Source organism: Paenibacillus sp. YN15 (assembly GCF_003285005.1).
In the GTDB taxonomy this organism is placed as follows: Bacteria; Bacillota; Bacilli; order Paenibacillales; family NBRC-103111; genus Paenibacillus_AR.
In genome coordinates, this window is the sequence record NZ_QMFA01000026.1 from 65,385 (window position 1) to 80,287 (window position 14,903).

The 14,903-nt window shown below is 57.6% G+C and carries 15 protein-coding genes and 1 pseudogene; 6 read left to right on the forward strand and 10 right to left on the reverse strand.

The features are described from left to right. Positions 1-285 precede the first annotated feature (285 nt). Positions 286-1,404, forward strand: a pseudogene (locus DQG13_RS19480) (LCP family protein); the annotation flags it as partial. 929 nt (positions 1,405-2,333) lie between these two features. On the opposite strand, the gene DQG13_RS19485 reads toward DQG13_RS19480, so the two are convergent. Continuing rightward, positions 2,334-3,110, reverse strand: a complete 777-nt coding sequence (locus DQG13_RS19485; protein ID WP_113021458.1) for a Cof-type HAD-IIB family hydrolase — start codon at positions 3,108-3,110, stop codon at positions 2,334-2,336. A gap of 183 nt (positions 3,111-3,293) precedes the next feature. On the opposite strand from DQG13_RS19485, the gene DQG13_RS19490 reads away from it, so the two are divergent. From DQG13_RS19490 to DQG13_RS19505, 4 genes are all read left to right on the forward strand, one after another. Then, on the forward strand, positions 3,294-3,743 hold the full coding sequence (locus DQG13_RS19490; protein ID WP_113021459.1) for a MarR family winged helix-turn-helix transcriptional regulator: 450 nt from the start codon (positions 3,294-3,296) through the stop codon (positions 3,741-3,743). Beyond that, positions 3,740-4,171, forward strand: coding sequence for a pyridoxamine 5'-phosphate oxidase family protein (locus tag DQG13_RS19495; RefSeq protein ID WP_113021460.1), 432 nt, complete (start codon positions 3,740-3,742; stop codon positions 4,169-4,171). Before DQG13_RS19490 ends, DQG13_RS19495 begins: the two co-directional genes overlap by 4 nt. Before the next feature lie 106 nt (positions 4,172-4,277). Further along, on the forward strand, positions 4,278-4,841 hold the full coding sequence (locus DQG13_RS19500) for a hypothetical protein (RefSeq protein ID WP_113021461.1): 564 nt from the start codon (positions 4,278-4,280) through the stop codon (positions 4,839-4,841). Between the two features lie 132 nt (positions 4,842-4,973). After that, positions 4,974-6,335 carry a glutamate-1-semialdehyde 2,1-aminomutase gene (locus DQG13_RS19505; RefSeq protein WP_113021462.1) on the forward strand — a complete coding sequence of 454 codons (1,362 nt, stop codon included), beginning with the start codon at positions 4,974-4,976 and terminating at the stop codon, positions 6,333-6,335. 127 nt (positions 6,336-6,462) lie between these two features. Here the strand turns inward: DQG13_RS19505 and DQG13_RS19510 are convergent, their stop codons facing one another. Further along, positions 6,463-6,906 (reverse strand): DUF6773 family protein, encoded by a 444-nt coding sequence (locus DQG13_RS19510; protein WP_181592852.1) that lies wholly within the window; start codon positions 6,904-6,906, stop codon positions 6,463-6,465. Beyond that, positions 6,899-7,108 carry a helix-turn-helix transcriptional regulator gene (locus DQG13_RS19515; protein WP_113021464.1) on the reverse strand — a complete coding sequence of 70 codons (210 nt, stop codon included), beginning with the start codon at positions 7,106-7,108 and terminating at the stop codon, positions 6,899-6,901. The genes DQG13_RS19510 and DQG13_RS19515 overlap by 8 nt, the downstream gene beginning before the upstream one ends. A gap of 186 nt (positions 7,109-7,294) precedes the next feature. On the opposite strand from DQG13_RS19515, the gene DQG13_RS19520 reads away from it, so the two are divergent. Continuing rightward, positions 7,295-7,702, forward strand: a complete 408-nt coding sequence (locus DQG13_RS19520) for a DUF1761 domain-containing protein (RefSeq protein ID WP_113021465.1) — start codon at positions 7,295-7,297, stop codon at positions 7,700-7,702. Positions 7,703-7,793: 91 nt separating this feature from the next. On the opposite strand, the gene DQG13_RS31750 is transcribed toward DQG13_RS19520, so the two are convergent. The 7 genes from DQG13_RS31750 to DQG13_RS19550 form a co-directional block, all read right to left on the reverse strand. Further along, positions 7,794-7,988 (reverse strand): hypothetical protein, encoded by a 195-nt coding sequence (locus DQG13_RS31750; protein ID WP_309472246.1) that lies wholly within the window; start codon positions 7,986-7,988, stop codon positions 7,794-7,796. After that, entirely contained in the window at positions 7,979-8,206 is a 228-nt protein-coding gene (locus DQG13_RS31755) for a hypothetical protein (protein WP_309472247.1), read from the reverse strand. Before DQG13_RS31755 ends, DQG13_RS31750 begins: the two co-directional genes overlap by 10 nt. A gap of 562 nt (positions 8,207-8,768) precedes the next feature. After that, the gene (gene metE, locus DQG13_RS19530) at positions 8,769-11,063 is read right to left on the reverse strand and encodes a 5-methyltetrahydropteroyltriglutamate--homocysteine S-methyltransferase (RefSeq protein ID WP_113021467.1); all 2,295 of its coding nucleotides are present in this window, start codon (positions 11,061-11,063) and stop codon (positions 8,769-8,771) included. 114 nt (positions 11,064-11,177) lie between these two features. Then, a complete protein-coding gene (locus DQG13_RS19535) occupies positions 11,178-12,077 on the reverse strand; it encodes a LysR family transcriptional regulator (RefSeq protein WP_113021468.1) in 900 nt (299 codons plus the stop codon). Between the two features lie 173 nt (positions 12,078-12,250). Continuing rightward, complete coding sequence (locus DQG13_RS19540) at positions 12,251-12,676, reverse strand: gamma-glutamylcyclotransferase family protein (RefSeq protein ID WP_181592854.1); 426 nt, start codon at positions 12,674-12,676, stop codon at positions 12,251-12,253. Positions 12,677-12,926: 250 nt separating this feature from the next. Beyond that, positions 12,927-13,589 carry a bifunctional 2-keto-4-hydroxyglutarate aldolase/2-keto-3-deoxy-6-phosphogluconate aldolase gene (locus DQG13_RS19545; RefSeq protein WP_113021489.1) on the reverse strand — a complete coding sequence of 221 codons (663 nt, stop codon included), beginning with the start codon at positions 13,587-13,589 and terminating at the stop codon, positions 12,927-12,929. Positions 13,590-13,653: 64 nt separating this feature from the next. Beyond that, on the reverse strand, positions 13,654-14,628 hold the full coding sequence (locus DQG13_RS19550; RefSeq protein WP_113021470.1) for a sugar kinase: 975 nt from the start codon (positions 14,626-14,628) through the stop codon (positions 13,654-13,656). Positions 14,629-14,903 lie beyond the last annotated feature (275 nt).

Genomic DNA, 14,903 nt, shown 5'->3' on the forward strand with positions numbered 1-14,903 from the left:
GCTTAGGAAACGGCAAGTCGGGCGCTTGCCGCCGCCAACGGAAACTCCAGGAGTGGCGCGGACATGTACATGCTGTGATTTTGTTCGGCAAATCGGGTATAATCGTATTAGCTTTTCATGCACAATAAAGAAGCATTGGGGGGAAGTTTGTCCGAAATGAAACTTTTTTGTGCCGCTTCCCGTCTAATGGTGTAGTCTTTCATGCAAACTGGAATTTCTTATGTAACTGTTCATCCCCTTTGAAAAAAGAATGTGCAGTCCAAACAACCTGACGAAAGGGGCTTCATGATGCGCAAAGCCAAGACCATCAGCGTCCGAAAAAAGATACTCTGGTCCCTGGCGGGGCTGGTGCTGATCATATTTGGCGTCACCGGTTATTATGCCTATTCCTTGTATTCTTTTGCCGATAACATCCATACCGCTCCCGAGGATTCCATTTTCTTCAACAACCCCACCTTTACCAAAACTGGTGCCGAGCTGGAACCTCCCAAGTGGGAGGGCAAGGAACGGGTGAATATTCTCCTCCTGGGGGGAGATTCGCGGGGGATGGGAAAGAATGAAATTCCCCGCTCCGACTCGCTGATGATCGCCTCCCTCGACCCCGTCACCAAAAAGTCCTATCTGTTCTCCATTCTGCGGGACACCTATGTGGACATTCCCGGGGAGGGCTCCGACCGGATCAACACCGCCATCACCAGGGGAGGCCCGGAGCTGGCGATGAAGACGGTAAGCAATCTGATGGGGATTCCCATCCAGTATTATGTATATACGGATTTCAAGGGTTTTATCGCGCTGGTGGACGCCTTGGGCGGCATTGATCTGGAAGTGGAAAAGGATATGTATTACACCGATTCCGCGGATGATCACCAGTTCGACATTAATTTGAAGAAGGGCTACCAGCATCTGGACGGCAATACGGCGCTGCAGTATGTGCGCTTCCGGCATGATGCCACCAGCGATTTCACCCGGACGGAGCGGCAGCGGAAGTTTATGCAGGCTCTGGCGGAAAAGCTGCAATCCAGCACCTCGCTTCTGAAGCTGCCCTCCATTCTGAGCAGCATCGACCCGTATATTGAGACCAACCTCAACGTGAACCAAATGATCAAGCTGGCGGCGTTGGGTTTTGAGGTTAAAACCGACGGCATGGTCAGCCAGCAAATCCCGCCAACCGATCTTCTGGTGGAAAAAAGGGTAGGCGGCGCGGAGGTGCTGGGTGTGGAACCGGCGGCGCTGAAGGTATTTGTGAAGCAGCTGTTCGGAGAAATCTCCACCTCACCGTCGGAAAAACCGCTGACCTCCGGCGGGAAGCTGAGCCAGGGGGCGGATACGCCATCCAGCGGCGGCGTGTCTGTTTCCCCCAAGGCAACGGCATCGCCCAAGGCCAGCACGAAGCCCAAGGCGACGGTGAAGCCCACCGTCAAGCCAACTGCACCGCCGGCCGCATCGGTGAAGCCTGCGGCATCGGCCAGCCCCACGGCGGCGGTATCCGCGACGCCCAGCCCTGCGGCGACGCCCCAGCCGGCAGCCAGCACAGCCGTGAAGCTGCCGGGGGATGACGCCGGCATCATTGATCTGGGCCCGGCGGCAAGCGGCGAGGACGCCGGAGCCGGGAGCGGCGGCGCGGACACGGGCGCCGCAGATGCAGCCGCCGGCGCTGACGGCAGCGAAGCAGGCGGAGCCAATGGCGACGGAAGCGGCGGCGTCAACGCCGGCGCGGATGGAGCCGCGGCTACTGCTGCGCCGTGATGGCGCCTGTAGGCTAGGCGTAGACTAAGATGAACCCTAGCTGCTGTTGCGTCCTGACGGGGCGCGCAGCTGAGTGTAGATTAAGTAGCCCCCAGCTCGGGGAGAAGCCGCGGCCACTACTGCGCTGTGACGGCGCGCCTGTAGGCCGGGCGTAGACTAAGAAGACCGCCTGCAGCTTCCTTTGACGCTGTGCGTTTAGCAAGACGTTCGGAGTTTAGTTTGGCGCTATGAGTTTAGCAAGACGTTCGGAGTTTAGTTTGGCGGACTCTGGTTCCGTTATTTCGCTAAAATCCGCCTTTTTTTCTCCCCCGCGGACTCACGATCCGTTAAATGTGAAGAAGCGGGGGGAATCCATGCTTCTGGAGCAAAATAGCGGAACCTCTGTCCGTATAAATCCGAAAACGGGTCAAATTCGGAAAATAACGGATTCTCTGTCCGCCCAACTATTATAAAAAAGAGCATTCTCCTGCGGGAGGATGCTCTTTTTGGTGATTTAATGGGGAGGCTGCTTTTTTCGCCGAATAAGGGCTGTGGCTTCCATTAGATTCACCCTGCCCCGCTCGGCGTAGCCGCACCGCAGGCCTCTATTACGCCAGGCAGCCCGCGTACTGGAGGCCGGCCAGGATGCCGCCTTTGTCCGCATTGGCCGTGATATAATCCGCATAGGGCAGCAGCTCCCGGTGGGAATTGCCCATGGCGATGCCCAGACCTGCCAGCTGCAGCATCTCCTTGTCGTTCAGACCGTCGCCGAAGGCGATGGATTCCTCTCGCGGAATGGAGAGAGCGTCCAGCATCACCTGAATGCCCTCGGCTTTGGAGCCGGTCAGGGGCAGCACATCCATGGCATCCTCATGCCAGCGGATGAAGCGCAGCTCGGGCAGCTCCGCTACATAAGGCTGCTCCTCTCCATGCCGGCAATGCAGGAACACCTGGTAAATGCTTTCCTCCCGCCAAAACTCCCCATGCCCGCCGGGATAACCAACCTTCAGCGAATCAATGGCCGCCAGAACCGCCGCGTGCTCCACACTGTTGGTGTGATAGCAGCTTTTTCCCTGGTACACCAGCGGATGTCTGTTTTGAGCGGCAAGCCCCACCAGACGCTCCAGCACCGGAAGCGGAATATGCCGGTGATACAGCTCCTTGCCCCGGTAAACCACATAGCCTCCGTTTAAGCTGACATAGGATTCAATGCCCAGCTCCCTGGCCAGCGGCTCAAAAAAATACGGCGCCCTGCCGGTGGCAATAACCGGCTCAATTCCGTCGGCCTTCAGCTGCGCCACGGCGCGGCGGGTATCCTCCGGTATTTTTTTATCCTCGTCCAGCAGCGTGCCGTCAATATCGAAAAATACAATTCTATAACTCATGCTTCCACTCCCGTCGACTAATGTCTGTTCTCTTTGTTTGATTCTATCATCTTACATGGCGGCGGTGAAGCTGGCGGAACAAATTGCATAAACCCGCCAACATAAATAAAGGCTTGACACTTAGTCCCATATAGAACTAATATAGTACCATATAGAACTAAATCGAAGGAGGCTGCCCATTGTATGCCCCCACTGCGGGAAGGCGGATTTTTGATATCCATGGTAAAGCAGCTATCGGGGCGGATATTCGACCGGCTCCTGAAAAAAGCCGGCATTGAGGATCTCAATAATGCCCAGGGACGGATTATGTTCGCCTTGTGGAAGGAGGATCGCATCCCCATCCGGCGTTTGGCCCAAGCGACGGCGCTTGGCAAAACCACCCTGTCCAGCATGCTGGAGCGGATGGAGCAGGCCGGGCATATTGAGCGGACGGCGGACCCGGCGGATAAAAGAAGCACGTTAGTCGCCCTGTCCGACAGCAGCAAAAACATGATGGAGCAGTATCGCCAGGTTTCCGGGGATATGCTCGCCCTGTTCTACGACGGCCTCGCCGAAGAGGAGATTGACCGGTTCGAGGCAACCTTGCGGCATATTCTGGCCAATTTAACCCGTTATGAGGAGGAGAACAAATGACCGAGGTTGAGAAAAAAGCGCTGAGTCTGGTTGAACGCACTGCCAATGTGGTGGTAGGCTCCATCGGGGAGGACGGCTTCCCCAATATGAAGATGATGTTTAACGCCCGGGTCCGGGAGGGGTTGTCCGTGTTCTATTTCACCACCAATACCTCCTCCCGCCGCACCGCGCAGTTTCAGGAGCGGCCCCAGGCCAGCCTCTATTTTGCCGACCAGAAGAAGTTTAACGGGCTGATGCTGCTGGGCACCATGGAGGTGCTCCATGACCAGGCGTCCAAGGAGCTGATCTGGCGCGAAGGGGATGAGCGCTACTATTCTCTGGGGCCCACCGATCCCGACTACTGCGTGTACCGGTTTACGGCGCGGAAGGGGCGGTATTACGCCGGGCTGGCTTCCGCCGATTTTGAAATTCCGGCGCAGCAAGCCTGATTTCATCCCAGATTGAACTTTTCCGGGAAGGCCCGCGTCCAAACAAAAGCAGCCCATCCGTGCCGAACAGGCGGGTGGGCATTTTTTTAGGAGAGGTGCTTGGGATATGAGCAAAAAATGGTTGCTGTGGACGGCGCTTGGACTGGTTTTGGCAGCCGCTTTATCGGCTCTGGCTTGGCGCATAATTGGGGAGAATGCAGCCTCCGGTGCGGGGGAGCCCCTTCAAGTCCCGCCGGGGTTCAAGCAAGCGGAAACCTCCCTCCTGACCCTGGCTGTTCCCGAGGGATGGAGCGTGGAGCCAAACGGCAAGGAGCTGATTTTTACGGCAAATGGGGAAAAAATGGGGGAAACGGAAACTCTGGACTGGTTTGATGCCGAAAGCTGGACCCATCTGCGGCCCAATCATACGGAGCAAACGGATTTTGTTGAGGTGAAGGATATGCCCGCGCCTGCCGCAGGACAAACAGGACAATCTCTCTACCGGATCAGACTTGTGCATACCAAACCGGCGGCGCAGTTGGACCCGGACTGGCATTACGATGAAATCCGCTGGTATTGGAATGATCCGGGCAAACGTTTGACGCATGGGATTTACTTCAATGAAGCGGCGGTGGACGAGGCAACCATGATCAGCGTGGTCTCCACCATAAGGCTTAAGGCGGGAAGGTAAGTCGCAAGAAGCGCCAGGAGCAGCCCTGTCCCCCCGGGGAGAAAAGTGGTAAAATAAACGGATGTGAACAAACAGCCGGCGGTAAATCTCTCAGAAAATCGTTTGACCGCTATGGAAAGGAGCTTGCATCTTATGACCACAACACGCAATCGTTCGGAGGCCCTCTATCAGGAGGCGCTTAAGCATATCGTCGGGGGGGTCAACAGCCCCTCCCGTTCCTTCAAGGCGGTGGGCGGCGGCGCTCCCGTATTTATGAAGCGGGGGGAGGGCGCCTACTTCTGGGATGAGGACGGCAACCGCTATATCGATTACCTGGCCGCTTACGGGCCGATTATTACCGGACATGCCCATCCCGTTGTCACCGAAGCCATCTGCCGGGCCGCCGCCAACGGCACCCTGTACGGCGCTCCCACGGAGCTGGAGATCACCTTCGCCAAAATGCTGAAGGAGGCCATCCCCTCCCTGGACAAGGTGCGGTTTGTCAATTCCGGCACCGAGGCGGTGATGACCACCATCCGGGTGGCCCGGGCCTATACCGGCCGCAGCAAAATCATCAAATTCGCCGGCTGCTACCACGGCCATTCCGACCTGGTGCTGGTGGCGGCGGGCTCCGGCCCCTCCACTCTGGGAACGCCGGACAGCGCCGGGGTTCCCCCCACCATTGCCCAGGAAGTGATCACAGTGCCGTTCAACGACCTGACGGCGCTCTCCGACGCCCTGGACCGCTGGGGTGCGGAAACGGCTGCGGTTATGGTGGAGCCGATTGTCGGCAACTTCGGCATGGTGATGCCGGAGCCGGGGTTTCTTGAAGGGCTGTGCAGCCTGACGCGGAAGCACGGGGCCGTCGTCATCTATGACGAGGTGATCACCGCCTTCCGCTTCCACTACGGCTCCGCCCAGACCTTCGAGGGTCTTCTGCCGGAGGCGGTGCGGGCAAGCGGCGACGAAGCCGCCCGGAAGGCGGCCTTCGCCGCCATCGAGCCCGACCTCACCGCTCTGGGCAAGATTATCGGCGGCGGGCTGCCCATCGGCGCCTACGGCGGGCGGGCGGAGATCATGCAGCAGGTTGCCCCCTTGGGTCCGGCCTACCAGGCCGGGACCATGGCAGGCAACCCTGCCTCCATCTCCGCCGGCATCGCTTGCCTCTCGGTGCTCCGGGAGCCGGGCACCTACGAGCGGCTGGATGCGCTGGCCGCCCGCCTTACCGCCGGCATCACCGCCGCCGCAGAGGCTTACGGCGAACCGCTGACGGTGAACCGCATCCGCGGCGCCTTCTCCACCCACTTCTGCGGGCATCCAGTCCGCAACTATGAAGACGCCCAGGATACCGACGGTGAACGGTTCGCCCGTTTCTTCCGCCTCATGCTGGACCGGGGCATCTGCCTTGCCCCCTCCAAATACGAGGCCTGGTTCCTGACCACCGCCCACACGGAAGCCGATGTGGACGCCACCATTGCCGCCGCGGAGGAAGTTTTCCGCGAGATGAACCGGTAATCCGGCGGAAGGCGGCTGTTCCAGCCGGTCCTGCCGAAAAGCCCCTTGCCCCGGTTATCCGGAGGCAGGGGGATTTTTTACCACATCAGAATGTTTAACCTCTTTACAGCACTAAAGCGCGTTTTTCTCAATCCTCGCCCTGATTATTCCTCCGTTCACTCCACCGCTGCACGAAGACGGTAACAAGCAGAACCACTGCGGAAATTCCCAGCAGCAACAAAGCGCCCACATCTCCGCCTGTCTCCTCCTTCAGCTTGGAGGAATAGGCGATCACCGTTACACATGCAACAAGGGATACGGCGCAAGCGATCCACGCCGCCCGGGTGGATTTGGCTTTTTTCTCTACGGTTCCCACATAGGCCCCGGCCAGGATCAGCCGGATCAGATAAATGGCCATGACCACAATCATAATCAGGAATACATTCACCGGATATTCCAGCCAGGTCACACCCAAGCCCCGCAGCCCGATATCCAACAGCAGCAGGTAAAACAGCAGCATAAACGACTGGTTGCCGATATGGTCCCGGCGCTGCACCTGCATCTCGTCAAGAACCTTGACGCTTTTATTCATTCTCCTCATCCTCCCAAAACAGCTGATCCAGAGTTTTCCCCAGTCTTTTGCAAATGGCGATGCATAAATGAATGGTGGGATTGTAATCCCCGTTCTCAATGGCATTGATGGTTTGTCTGGTCACCCCAACCGCTTCGGCCAGATCCTTCTGGGAGAGATCCAGGGAAGCGCGTGCTGCCTTCAGCCGCAAATTTTTGGCCATACGGTCACCTCTTTGATACCAATATATACTTTGATATACTTTATGTCAAATATATTTTACATAAAGGATGATAAAGGTGACTTCAATTTGTTCAGGGAAGAAATTCCCAAGTGTTTCTTTGACTATGTCACAATATGTTGTACAATGTTGACAGGATCATGAACACCGAACAGGAGGCAGTCCCTTATGGAATTTTCCGTTAGCGATATGAATGCGTTAGCCATTGTCGTCTCGGCCATTGTGTACTTTTTTGTAGGCATGGTCTGGTATTCCCCCGTGCTCTTCGCCGAAATTTGGAAGCGGGAGACCGGCAAAACGGATGAAAAAGGCCTTAATCCGTTTCTATATATCCTGTGCTTTATCCTGACCGTGTTCGCCGCCTTTGCTTTGGCTTGCCTGTTCGAGATTTCCGGAGTCAGCGGCTTTGTTCCCGGCATCTTCGCCGGACTGATGGCCGGGCTGGCTTTGGTCTCCGCCTTCGCCATTACCATGCTGTTCGACGATTACCGCAAATACAAGCTGTTTCTGATCAATGCGGGCTATCATGCGGTGGCTTTTCCCATTATGGGCGTCATTTTGGGGCTTTGGCAGTAACTTTTTAAACAACGGACATAAAGCCACAATCCGCTTGGCCGCCATGGCCGGGCAGGTTGTGGCTTTATGGTTAACGGGGCAGTCTTTCCGCTCAGGTGCAGACGAACTGGTCAATGAAGCGCAGATCCAGGCCAAAGTAGACCCAGGTGAAGCCGATCCAGCGGAACCCGGCAACTGAGTTGCGGCCGACGAAGGTGAGATATGCCCAATATTCGTCGCCGTTTCTTTGCCAAATATATACATACCGGAAACGGCAGGCGGCGATGGAGCCGGGATCTACCGCCATGACGGAAAATCCGCCGCTGCCCGGCTTAGGCGGGATATAACCGGGCGGGCGTCCCGTGGGGGCGCCGGTGCCGCCAGCTCCTCCGGGACCCGGACCAGGGCCAGGGCCGCCGGGACCTCCCGGAAACCCAGGACCGCCGGGGCCACCCGGGAAGCCAGGACCCCCGGGGCCTCCCGGGAAGCCCGGGCCGCCAGGGAAACCGGGACCGCCGGGACCAAACCCGGGACCTCCCGGTCCGCCGGGGCCGCCGGGGCCAAAGCCGGGGCCGCCCGGTATGCCGGGCTGGCCAATCAGCCCGCCCAGCACATTTTGAATGGGATTTTGACGATACATGATCATCTTCCTTCCTGTGCGTTTGTCTTGCTTACAACGACAGTATATGTAGACGATCACCCATTGTGTGTCACGTTGACAACCTGTAAAATGCAATTTGCCTACCCCGCGGACCCTGAATCCGTTATTTGGCCAAATTGCCCGCTTTTTTGATTTTCGCGGACTTACGTTCCGTTATCTCCCTATTTCAGCTGCACACACCCCCTGTTTTCCAAACATAACGGAACCATAGTCCGCCAAATTGGAAAAACGGCGATTTTCCCTGCGATAACGGAACCACGGTCCGGATACCCCCCCCTCCCGCGGGCGCACCATACAAAAACAGCCTCCGTCAGCATTTGCCTCAGGGGACTGTCCATGTGCACCTTCACCAAACTATGCTTTTGTACTATTAAGGTTACTCAAAACCTGCACTCGCCACGCCCGCACTGCCAGCTATCCCGCTACTTATGCCCGGACGCCTGCGCTGCCCAGCTCCGCCCGCACCTGCTTGGCCGCCTCAACCATGTTGCCGAGGGCGGCAACGGTTTCCAGCATCCGCCGGGTCTTCAGCCCGCAGTCCGGGTTGATCCAGAACTGGCGGGGCGACAGCACCTGCAACGCCCGGCGGATCATGCCCTCCATCTCGGCAACGGGAGGCACCCGGGGGCTATGGATGTCGTAGACGCCCAGGCCGATGCCCAGCTCATAGGTCTGCTCCTCGAAGCTGGTGATCAGCTCGCCGTGGCTGCGGGAGGTTTCGATGGAGATCACATCCGCATCCAGAGCCCGGATGGAATCGATCATGTCCTGAAATTCGCAATAGCACATATGGGTATGAATCTGCGTTTCATCCTTCACTGTAGAGGTGGACAGGCGGAAAGCCTTCACCGTCCACTCCAAATAAGCCGGGCCCTGCTCCGGCTTCAGGGGCAGCCCCTCCCGCAGCGCCGGCTCATCCACCTGAATCATGCCAATGCCCGCCGCCTCCAACGCCTCCACTTCTTCGCGCAGCGCCAGGGCAATCTGAAAAGCCACATCCCTCCGGGGCAAATCATCCCGCACAAAAGACCAGTTGAGAATGGTCACCGGGCCGGTAAGCATCCCCTTCACGGGAGCATCCGACAGGGATTGGGCATACACCGTTTCCGCGACGGTCATGGGCGACGTGTACTCCACATCCCCGTAAATCACCGGGGGTTTGACGCAGCGGGAGCCGTAGGATTGCACCCAGCCGTTCCCGGTAAAGGCGAAACCCGCCAGCTTTTCCCCGAAAAACTCCACCATATCGTTGCGCTCGAACTCGCCGTGGACCAGCACATCCAATCCCAAATCCTTCTGGATGCCGATCCATCTTCCGATCTCCTCCCGGATAAAGACCTGATACTGCTCCTCGCTCCAGTCGCCCTTGCGCCACTTTTGGCGGGCGCTGCGGACCTCCGGCGTCTGAGGGAAGCTGCCGATAGTGGTGGTAGGCAAAAGGGGAAGCTGCCAGCGCTTCTCCTGGAGCTCCCGCCGCTCCTCGAAGGAGCTGGCGCGGGTAATCGGCTGGGACTGGAGACGGGACATCCGTTCGCGCACCTTCGCCCGGTTCCGGGAAGGAGATGCCGCCAGCGCTGCCCGCCCGCTCCGCAGGGCTTCCAGCTCCGCCGCCACCGCTTCCGCGCCCAGATTGCCCGCTTTGGTCAACAGCGCTACCTCCTCCAGCTTCTGGTCGGCAAACGCCAGCGCCTGACGGAGCACCGATTCCAGCTTCGTCTCCTTCACCGTGCTCACCGGAACATGCAGCAGACTGCAGGAGGGCTGCACCACCAAAAACTCATCCGCCACTGTCTGCCGAAGAGCAGTCAGCACCTTCAGCTTTTCATCCGGATCACATGCCCAAATGTTGCGCCCATCCACCAGCCCTGCGCCCAGCAGCTTGCCTGCCGGGAAACCATGCCGCAGCACTGCCTCCAGATTCCGGCCGCCGTCATGGACAAAATCCAGCCCAATGCCGTGAACCGGCAGCGCCACAACCGCTTCATATTGATCCACCGCTTCAAAGTAGGTTTGCAGAAACAGCCGGATCTCCGGCACCTGACGGGCAAGCTGCCCGTAAAGCTCCTCTGCCAGGGCAAGCTCCTCCGCCGAAACATGGGTGGACAGAATCGGCTCGTCCAGCTGCACCCACTTCACACCTGCCTCCGCCAGCTCCCGCAGCACCTCCGCATACAAGGGAACAAGACGCCGGGTCCAATCCGCCAACTCATGGGGAGCATAACCCTTGGACAGCTTCACAAAAGTCAGCGGTCCCACCAGCACCGGCCGGCCCTCAATCCCCAACTCTTCCTTTGCTTCCTTATATGCCTCCAAAAGCCGGTTTCCCGTCAGCACCGGATGGGCCCCGGCCAACTCCGGAACAATGTAATGGTAGTTGGTGTTGAACCATTTGGTCATTTCACAGGCGGCGGCATCCTTGCTTCCTCTGGCCATGGCATAATAAACCGAAAGGGAAGGCGCGCCTCCTTCATAGCCGAACCGCTTGGGAATAATCCCGAACATCACTGCCGTATCCAGCACATGGTCATAATACGTAAAATCCCCCACGGGAATGATCTCAATGCCCCGCTCCTGCTGGGCCTTCAGGTTCGACAGGCGGATGTCCTTCAGCCGCGTTTGCAGCTCGGCCTCGGCCAGGTCCCCCGCCCAATAAGCTTCCAGCGCTTTTTTCCATTGTCTCTCCAGTCCGATACGGGGATATCCCAGGTTGCCGCTTTTCATCCGCTCATCTCTCCTTGTCGCAAATCCGTTATTACAGGAAAGATAACATATTTACTCGGATATAGCATAAGACCATTAAGCTATTGCTGGATATAGCCAAAATCTATAACCATTCTACCGGGTCGCCTCCTGCAGCGCCTCCACATACGCAACCGCCAATCGGGACAAAGCTGCATTTTGATGGCAAATCCAACCTACATGAATGGTTTCGTCGCTGGCCAGCGGCACCGGAATAATGTCATTGCCGTTCAAATCCTTGCTCAGCACGCCGGTGGAAATGGTGTAGCCGTTTAAGCCGATCAGCAGATTGAACAGGGTGGCCCGGTCACTGACGCGGATGCTTTTGGGACGGGCGATAGTGCTCAGGATTTCCTCGGAAAAATGAAAGGAATTATACTCCCCCTGCTCAAAATAGAGGTACGGATACTCCCGAAGCTGCTCCAGCGTCACCACCGGATGGCAGGCCAGGGGATTATGGGCGCTCACAAAAATATGGGCCTTGGCCGTAAACAGGCTGTTGAACATCAGATTGGCGTTTTTCAGCAGGCGGCTGATGACCTTGGCATTAAAATCGTTCATGTAAAGAACGCCGATTTCGCTTTTTTGATCCTTTACATCCTGGATGATCTCATGGGTTTTGGTCTCCCGCAGGGACAGCTCGTACTCCTCCTGCCCGTATTCGCGCACCAGCTTGACGAAGGCATTGACGGCAAAGGCATAATGCTGGGTGGACACGGAAAAATGCTGGGGCGACGGCTTGGCATTGAGATACCGCCCCTCCAGAAGCTCCGCCTGCTCAATCACCTGGCGGGCATAGCCGAGAAACTCCGCCCCTTCCTTGGAGAGCATAATCCCCTTGTTGGTCCGCTGGAAAATGGTGATGCCAATCTCCTCCTCCAGCTCCTTGATGGCGCTGGACAGGCTGGGCTGGGAGATAAACAGCCGCTTGGCCGCTTCGTTCATGGAGCCCCGGGCCGCTACCTCCAGCACGTAGCGCAACTGCTGCAATGTCATAACACCTGTCCTCTTTTCGGCAAAATAGTATTGTTTTCCTGATCATACCTGTTCAGGCCGGGCTTCTCAAGCTGTTATGCGGCCAAAAACAAACAGACCCTTTCGGGTCCGCTGGAGTAAAAGGTTATTGCCCCCGCCGTTTCCTTCGCCTTACGGGGGGCTGCTCTCCTGCCTCACCGTCTGTCCCCTGGGGACAGCTCTGCCGCCAGCTCCTTGGCCGCCGCGATAACCCGGGAACGGGGAATCGCAGCCAACGTGCCCGGAGGCGCGGGTTTACGGGCTTGGGGGTTGCTGCGGCAATACACATAAGCGGTGACGGCAGTTCCATTTTCCCGTAAAACCGTCTTCAGGGCGCGCACATACTTGGGCACATCCTCCCACAGGTCCGCCACTACCAGATCATCTGCAGAAAGGCACAGCAGCTCCCCTTTTACGCAGCAGCCGGGGGCCGGCAGCACATAATAATAGCCGTCCTCAGCAGCGAATCTGCTGTAGCCGGGAAGAACGGCCGCGCCCACAGTAACGTTTCTGCCAAACAGGATGTGCTGAACCTCCCGGTCGATGAATGTTCCATAGGAAAACAAATAATAATAGCCCATAATTCCTCCTGCGGCGGAGTAGGAATCCGTGCAGACCTCCGCCCTTATCATGGTGTATGCACGGCTGGGCGAATGGTGCATGTTCCGCCGCGAGATTGGGCGGGATAGACTGGCTCAGCCGGCCAGGCGCCCCCTCCCCCCTCCCACCCAACTGCTCCAGTTACTCCAACTACGCCCCCCATCCCGCGGCAACAAAAAAGAACCGCAAGGAAGCGCACCGGCTTCCCTACGGTTCTTATATCAGCTCCGCTTACGCTTTGGCGGCCTTGAAGGCAGCTACGTATTCGGCGGATTTTTTGGCAATGATGCTGTAGTCGCCGGTCTTTACGGCGTCTGCAGTCAGGTCGCCGCCGATGCCTACGGCAGTAGCGCCGGCTTTGATCCACTCGGCCAGGTTGGAGAGGGACACGCCGCCGGTAGGCATGATGTTGGCTTGCGGCAAAGGACCCTTGATGGCCTTGATCATGGCCGGGGAGAAGGCGTTGCCCGGGAAGAGCTTCACTACGTCCACGCCCAGTTCCAGGGCTTGCTGGATTTCCTTGATGGTCATACAGCCGGGCATTACCGGAATGCGGTACCGGTTGCACAGCATCACGGTTTCGGGGTTCAGGCTCGGGCCTACCACAAATTCGGAGCCAGCCAGAATAGCGGCCCGGGCGGTTTCCGGATCAAGCACAGTGCCCACGCCGATGATGGCGAAACGGGCCGGGTCCTTGGCGGTGCTGGAATATTTGGCAGCCAGGGTTTCGATGGCCCGCAGCGCGCCGGGAACGGTCATGGTAATTTCAATTACCTTGATGCCGCCTTCGATGGCCTGCTCGGCCATGCGCACAACATCCTCTGCAGTATCCGCGCGCAGTACGGCTACAACGCCGTGTTCAGCGATTTGTTGGAGCACTTTTAATTTTTTCATGGTTTTCTCCACATTCCTTTTCTTCGTCCCGTTAATGGTCAAGGACGTTAATGGTTCATGCCGTTTAACGCTCTACACTCTTCTTATTCTGGAGCACCGCCTGGGCCTTTTCCCAAGTGGGCAATGCTTCCCAGTCGCCTTCCATCTGAACGGCCAGGGAGCCCATCAGGCTGCCGAGGCGGACTGCTTCAGCCAGATCATACCCCTTCAGCACACCCACGATAAAGCCTGCGCAAAAACCGTCGCCGGCGCCTACCGTATCCACCACGCGCTCCGCCTTGAAGAAGGGAATGGCGGTGACCTTGCCGTTTTCGATGAGATAGGTTTCGTCGTCTCCGCCCTTCACAATGGAAACCGCACGAAGCTTGGACAGCCGGGCCACGATTTCATCGAAGTCCTCGGTTTCGTACATCAGCTTCAGCTCATCCAATCCGGGCAGGAAGAAGTCGGCTTCCTCGGCCATGGGCAAAAGCACCGCTCTGGCTTCCTCCAGGCTCCACAGCTTCAGCCGCAGATTGGGGTCGAAGCAAACCTTGACGCCATGCTTCTTGGCCATGCGGATGGCGGCCCACAGCGTTTCCCGGCAGCTTTCGCTCAAGGCGGCGGTAATGCCGGTTACATGCAGAATCTTCGCCTGCTTGATGTAGTCCTCGTCCAGATGCTCGGGGCGCATCAGGCTGGCGGCGGAGTTTTTGCGGTAGTAGTATACGAAGGACTTGCCGGAGATGGCTTCCTTCAGCATCAATCCGGTAGGAGCCTCGTCGGTCAGCTCCACACGGGAAACGTCAACGCCCTCGCCGCGAATCCGCTTCTGGATCATGAGCCCCAGCGGGTCCTTGCCCAGGCGGCCGAACCAGCCCACGCGATGTCCCAAACGGGCTACGCCGATGGCAAAATTGCTCTCCGCGCCGCCGAAGGACTTGTCCAGGGTAGCGGAGTATTCAATCCCCTTGTTGCCGGTGGACATCAAGAGGCCCATAGATTCACCGAAGGTCAGCACCTCCGGGATGTATTGCTGCTCATTCATTGCCTGTGTCATCTTTACGCCTCCACTGCTCCCGCTTCTCGCAAGACCAAAACGGGATATAATCGGATTTTCGCCATTGAACACGTGTTCCGCTCTTGTTTGCGCCGTGTTTCCTGCTACAGCCTGCTTCCCATTGTACCACACTTTCAAGTTTTTGCGGCAGGCATTTCTACGACGATTTCTTGGATTTTTTTTAGATCGGGAGGCCATTTTCCTTCCTTCATTGCGCTCCGGAGCCAAGGATGCTACACTTTCCGGTATGAGACCGGACGGATTGTTTGATATTA

What these genes read in the sequence shown, in the direction of transcription:
- DQG13_RS19520 (WP_113021465.1), top strand. Translation starts at nt 7,295, where the DNA reads ATGGAATTTTCCGTTAGCGATATGAATGCGTTAGCCATTGTCGTCTCG.
- DQG13_RS19495 (WP_113021460.1), top strand. Translation starts at nt 3,740, where the DNA reads ATGACCGAGGTTGAGAAAAAAGCGCTGAGTCTGGTTGAACGCACTGCC.
- metE (WP_113021467.1), bottom strand. Translation starts at nt 11,063, where the DNA reads ATGAAAAGCGGCAACCTGGGATATCCCCGTATCGGACTGGAGAGACAA.
- DQG13_RS19515 (WP_113021464.1), bottom strand. Translation starts at nt 7,108, where the DNA reads ATGGCCAAAAATTTGCGGCTGAAGGCAGCACGCGCTTCCCTGGATCTC.
- DQG13_RS19550 (WP_113021470.1), bottom strand. Translation starts at nt 14,628, where the DNA reads ATGACACAGGCAATGAATGAGCAGCAATACATCCCGGAGGTGCTGACC.
- DQG13_RS19540 (WP_181592854.1), bottom strand. Translation starts at nt 12,676, where the DNA reads ATGGGCTATTATTATTTGTTTTCCTATGGAACATTCATCGACCGGGAG.
- DQG13_RS31750 (WP_309472246.1), bottom strand. Translation starts at nt 7,988, where the DNA reads ATGGCGGTAGATCCCGGCTCCATCGCCGCCTGCCGTTTCCGGTATGTA.
- DQG13_RS19505 (WP_113021462.1), top strand. Translation starts at nt 4,974, where the DNA reads ATGACCACAACACGCAATCGTTCGGAGGCCCTCTATCAGGAGGCGCTT.
- DQG13_RS19500 (WP_113021461.1), top strand. Translation starts at nt 4,278, where the DNA reads ATGAGCAAAAAATGGTTGCTGTGGACGGCGCTTGGACTGGTTTTGGCA.
- DQG13_RS19510 (WP_181592852.1), bottom strand. Translation starts at nt 6,906, where the DNA reads ATGAATAAAAGCGTCAAGGTTCTTGACGAGATGCAGGTGCAGCGCCGG.
- DQG13_RS19545 (WP_113021489.1), bottom strand. Translation starts at nt 13,589, where the DNA reads ATGAAAAAATTAAAAGTGCTCCAACAAATCGCTGAACACGGCGTTGTA.
- DQG13_RS19485 (WP_113021458.1), bottom strand. Translation starts at nt 3,110, where the DNA reads ATGAGTTATAGAATTGTATTTTTCGATATTGACGGCACGCTGCTGGAC.
- DQG13_RS19490 (WP_113021459.1), top strand. Translation starts at nt 3,294, where the DNA reads ATGCCCCCACTGCGGGAAGGCGGATTTTTGATATCCATGGTAAAGCAG.
- DQG13_RS19535 (WP_113021468.1), bottom strand. Translation starts at nt 12,077, where the DNA reads ATGACATTGCAGCAGTTGCGCTACGTGCTGGAGGTAGCGGCCCGGGGC.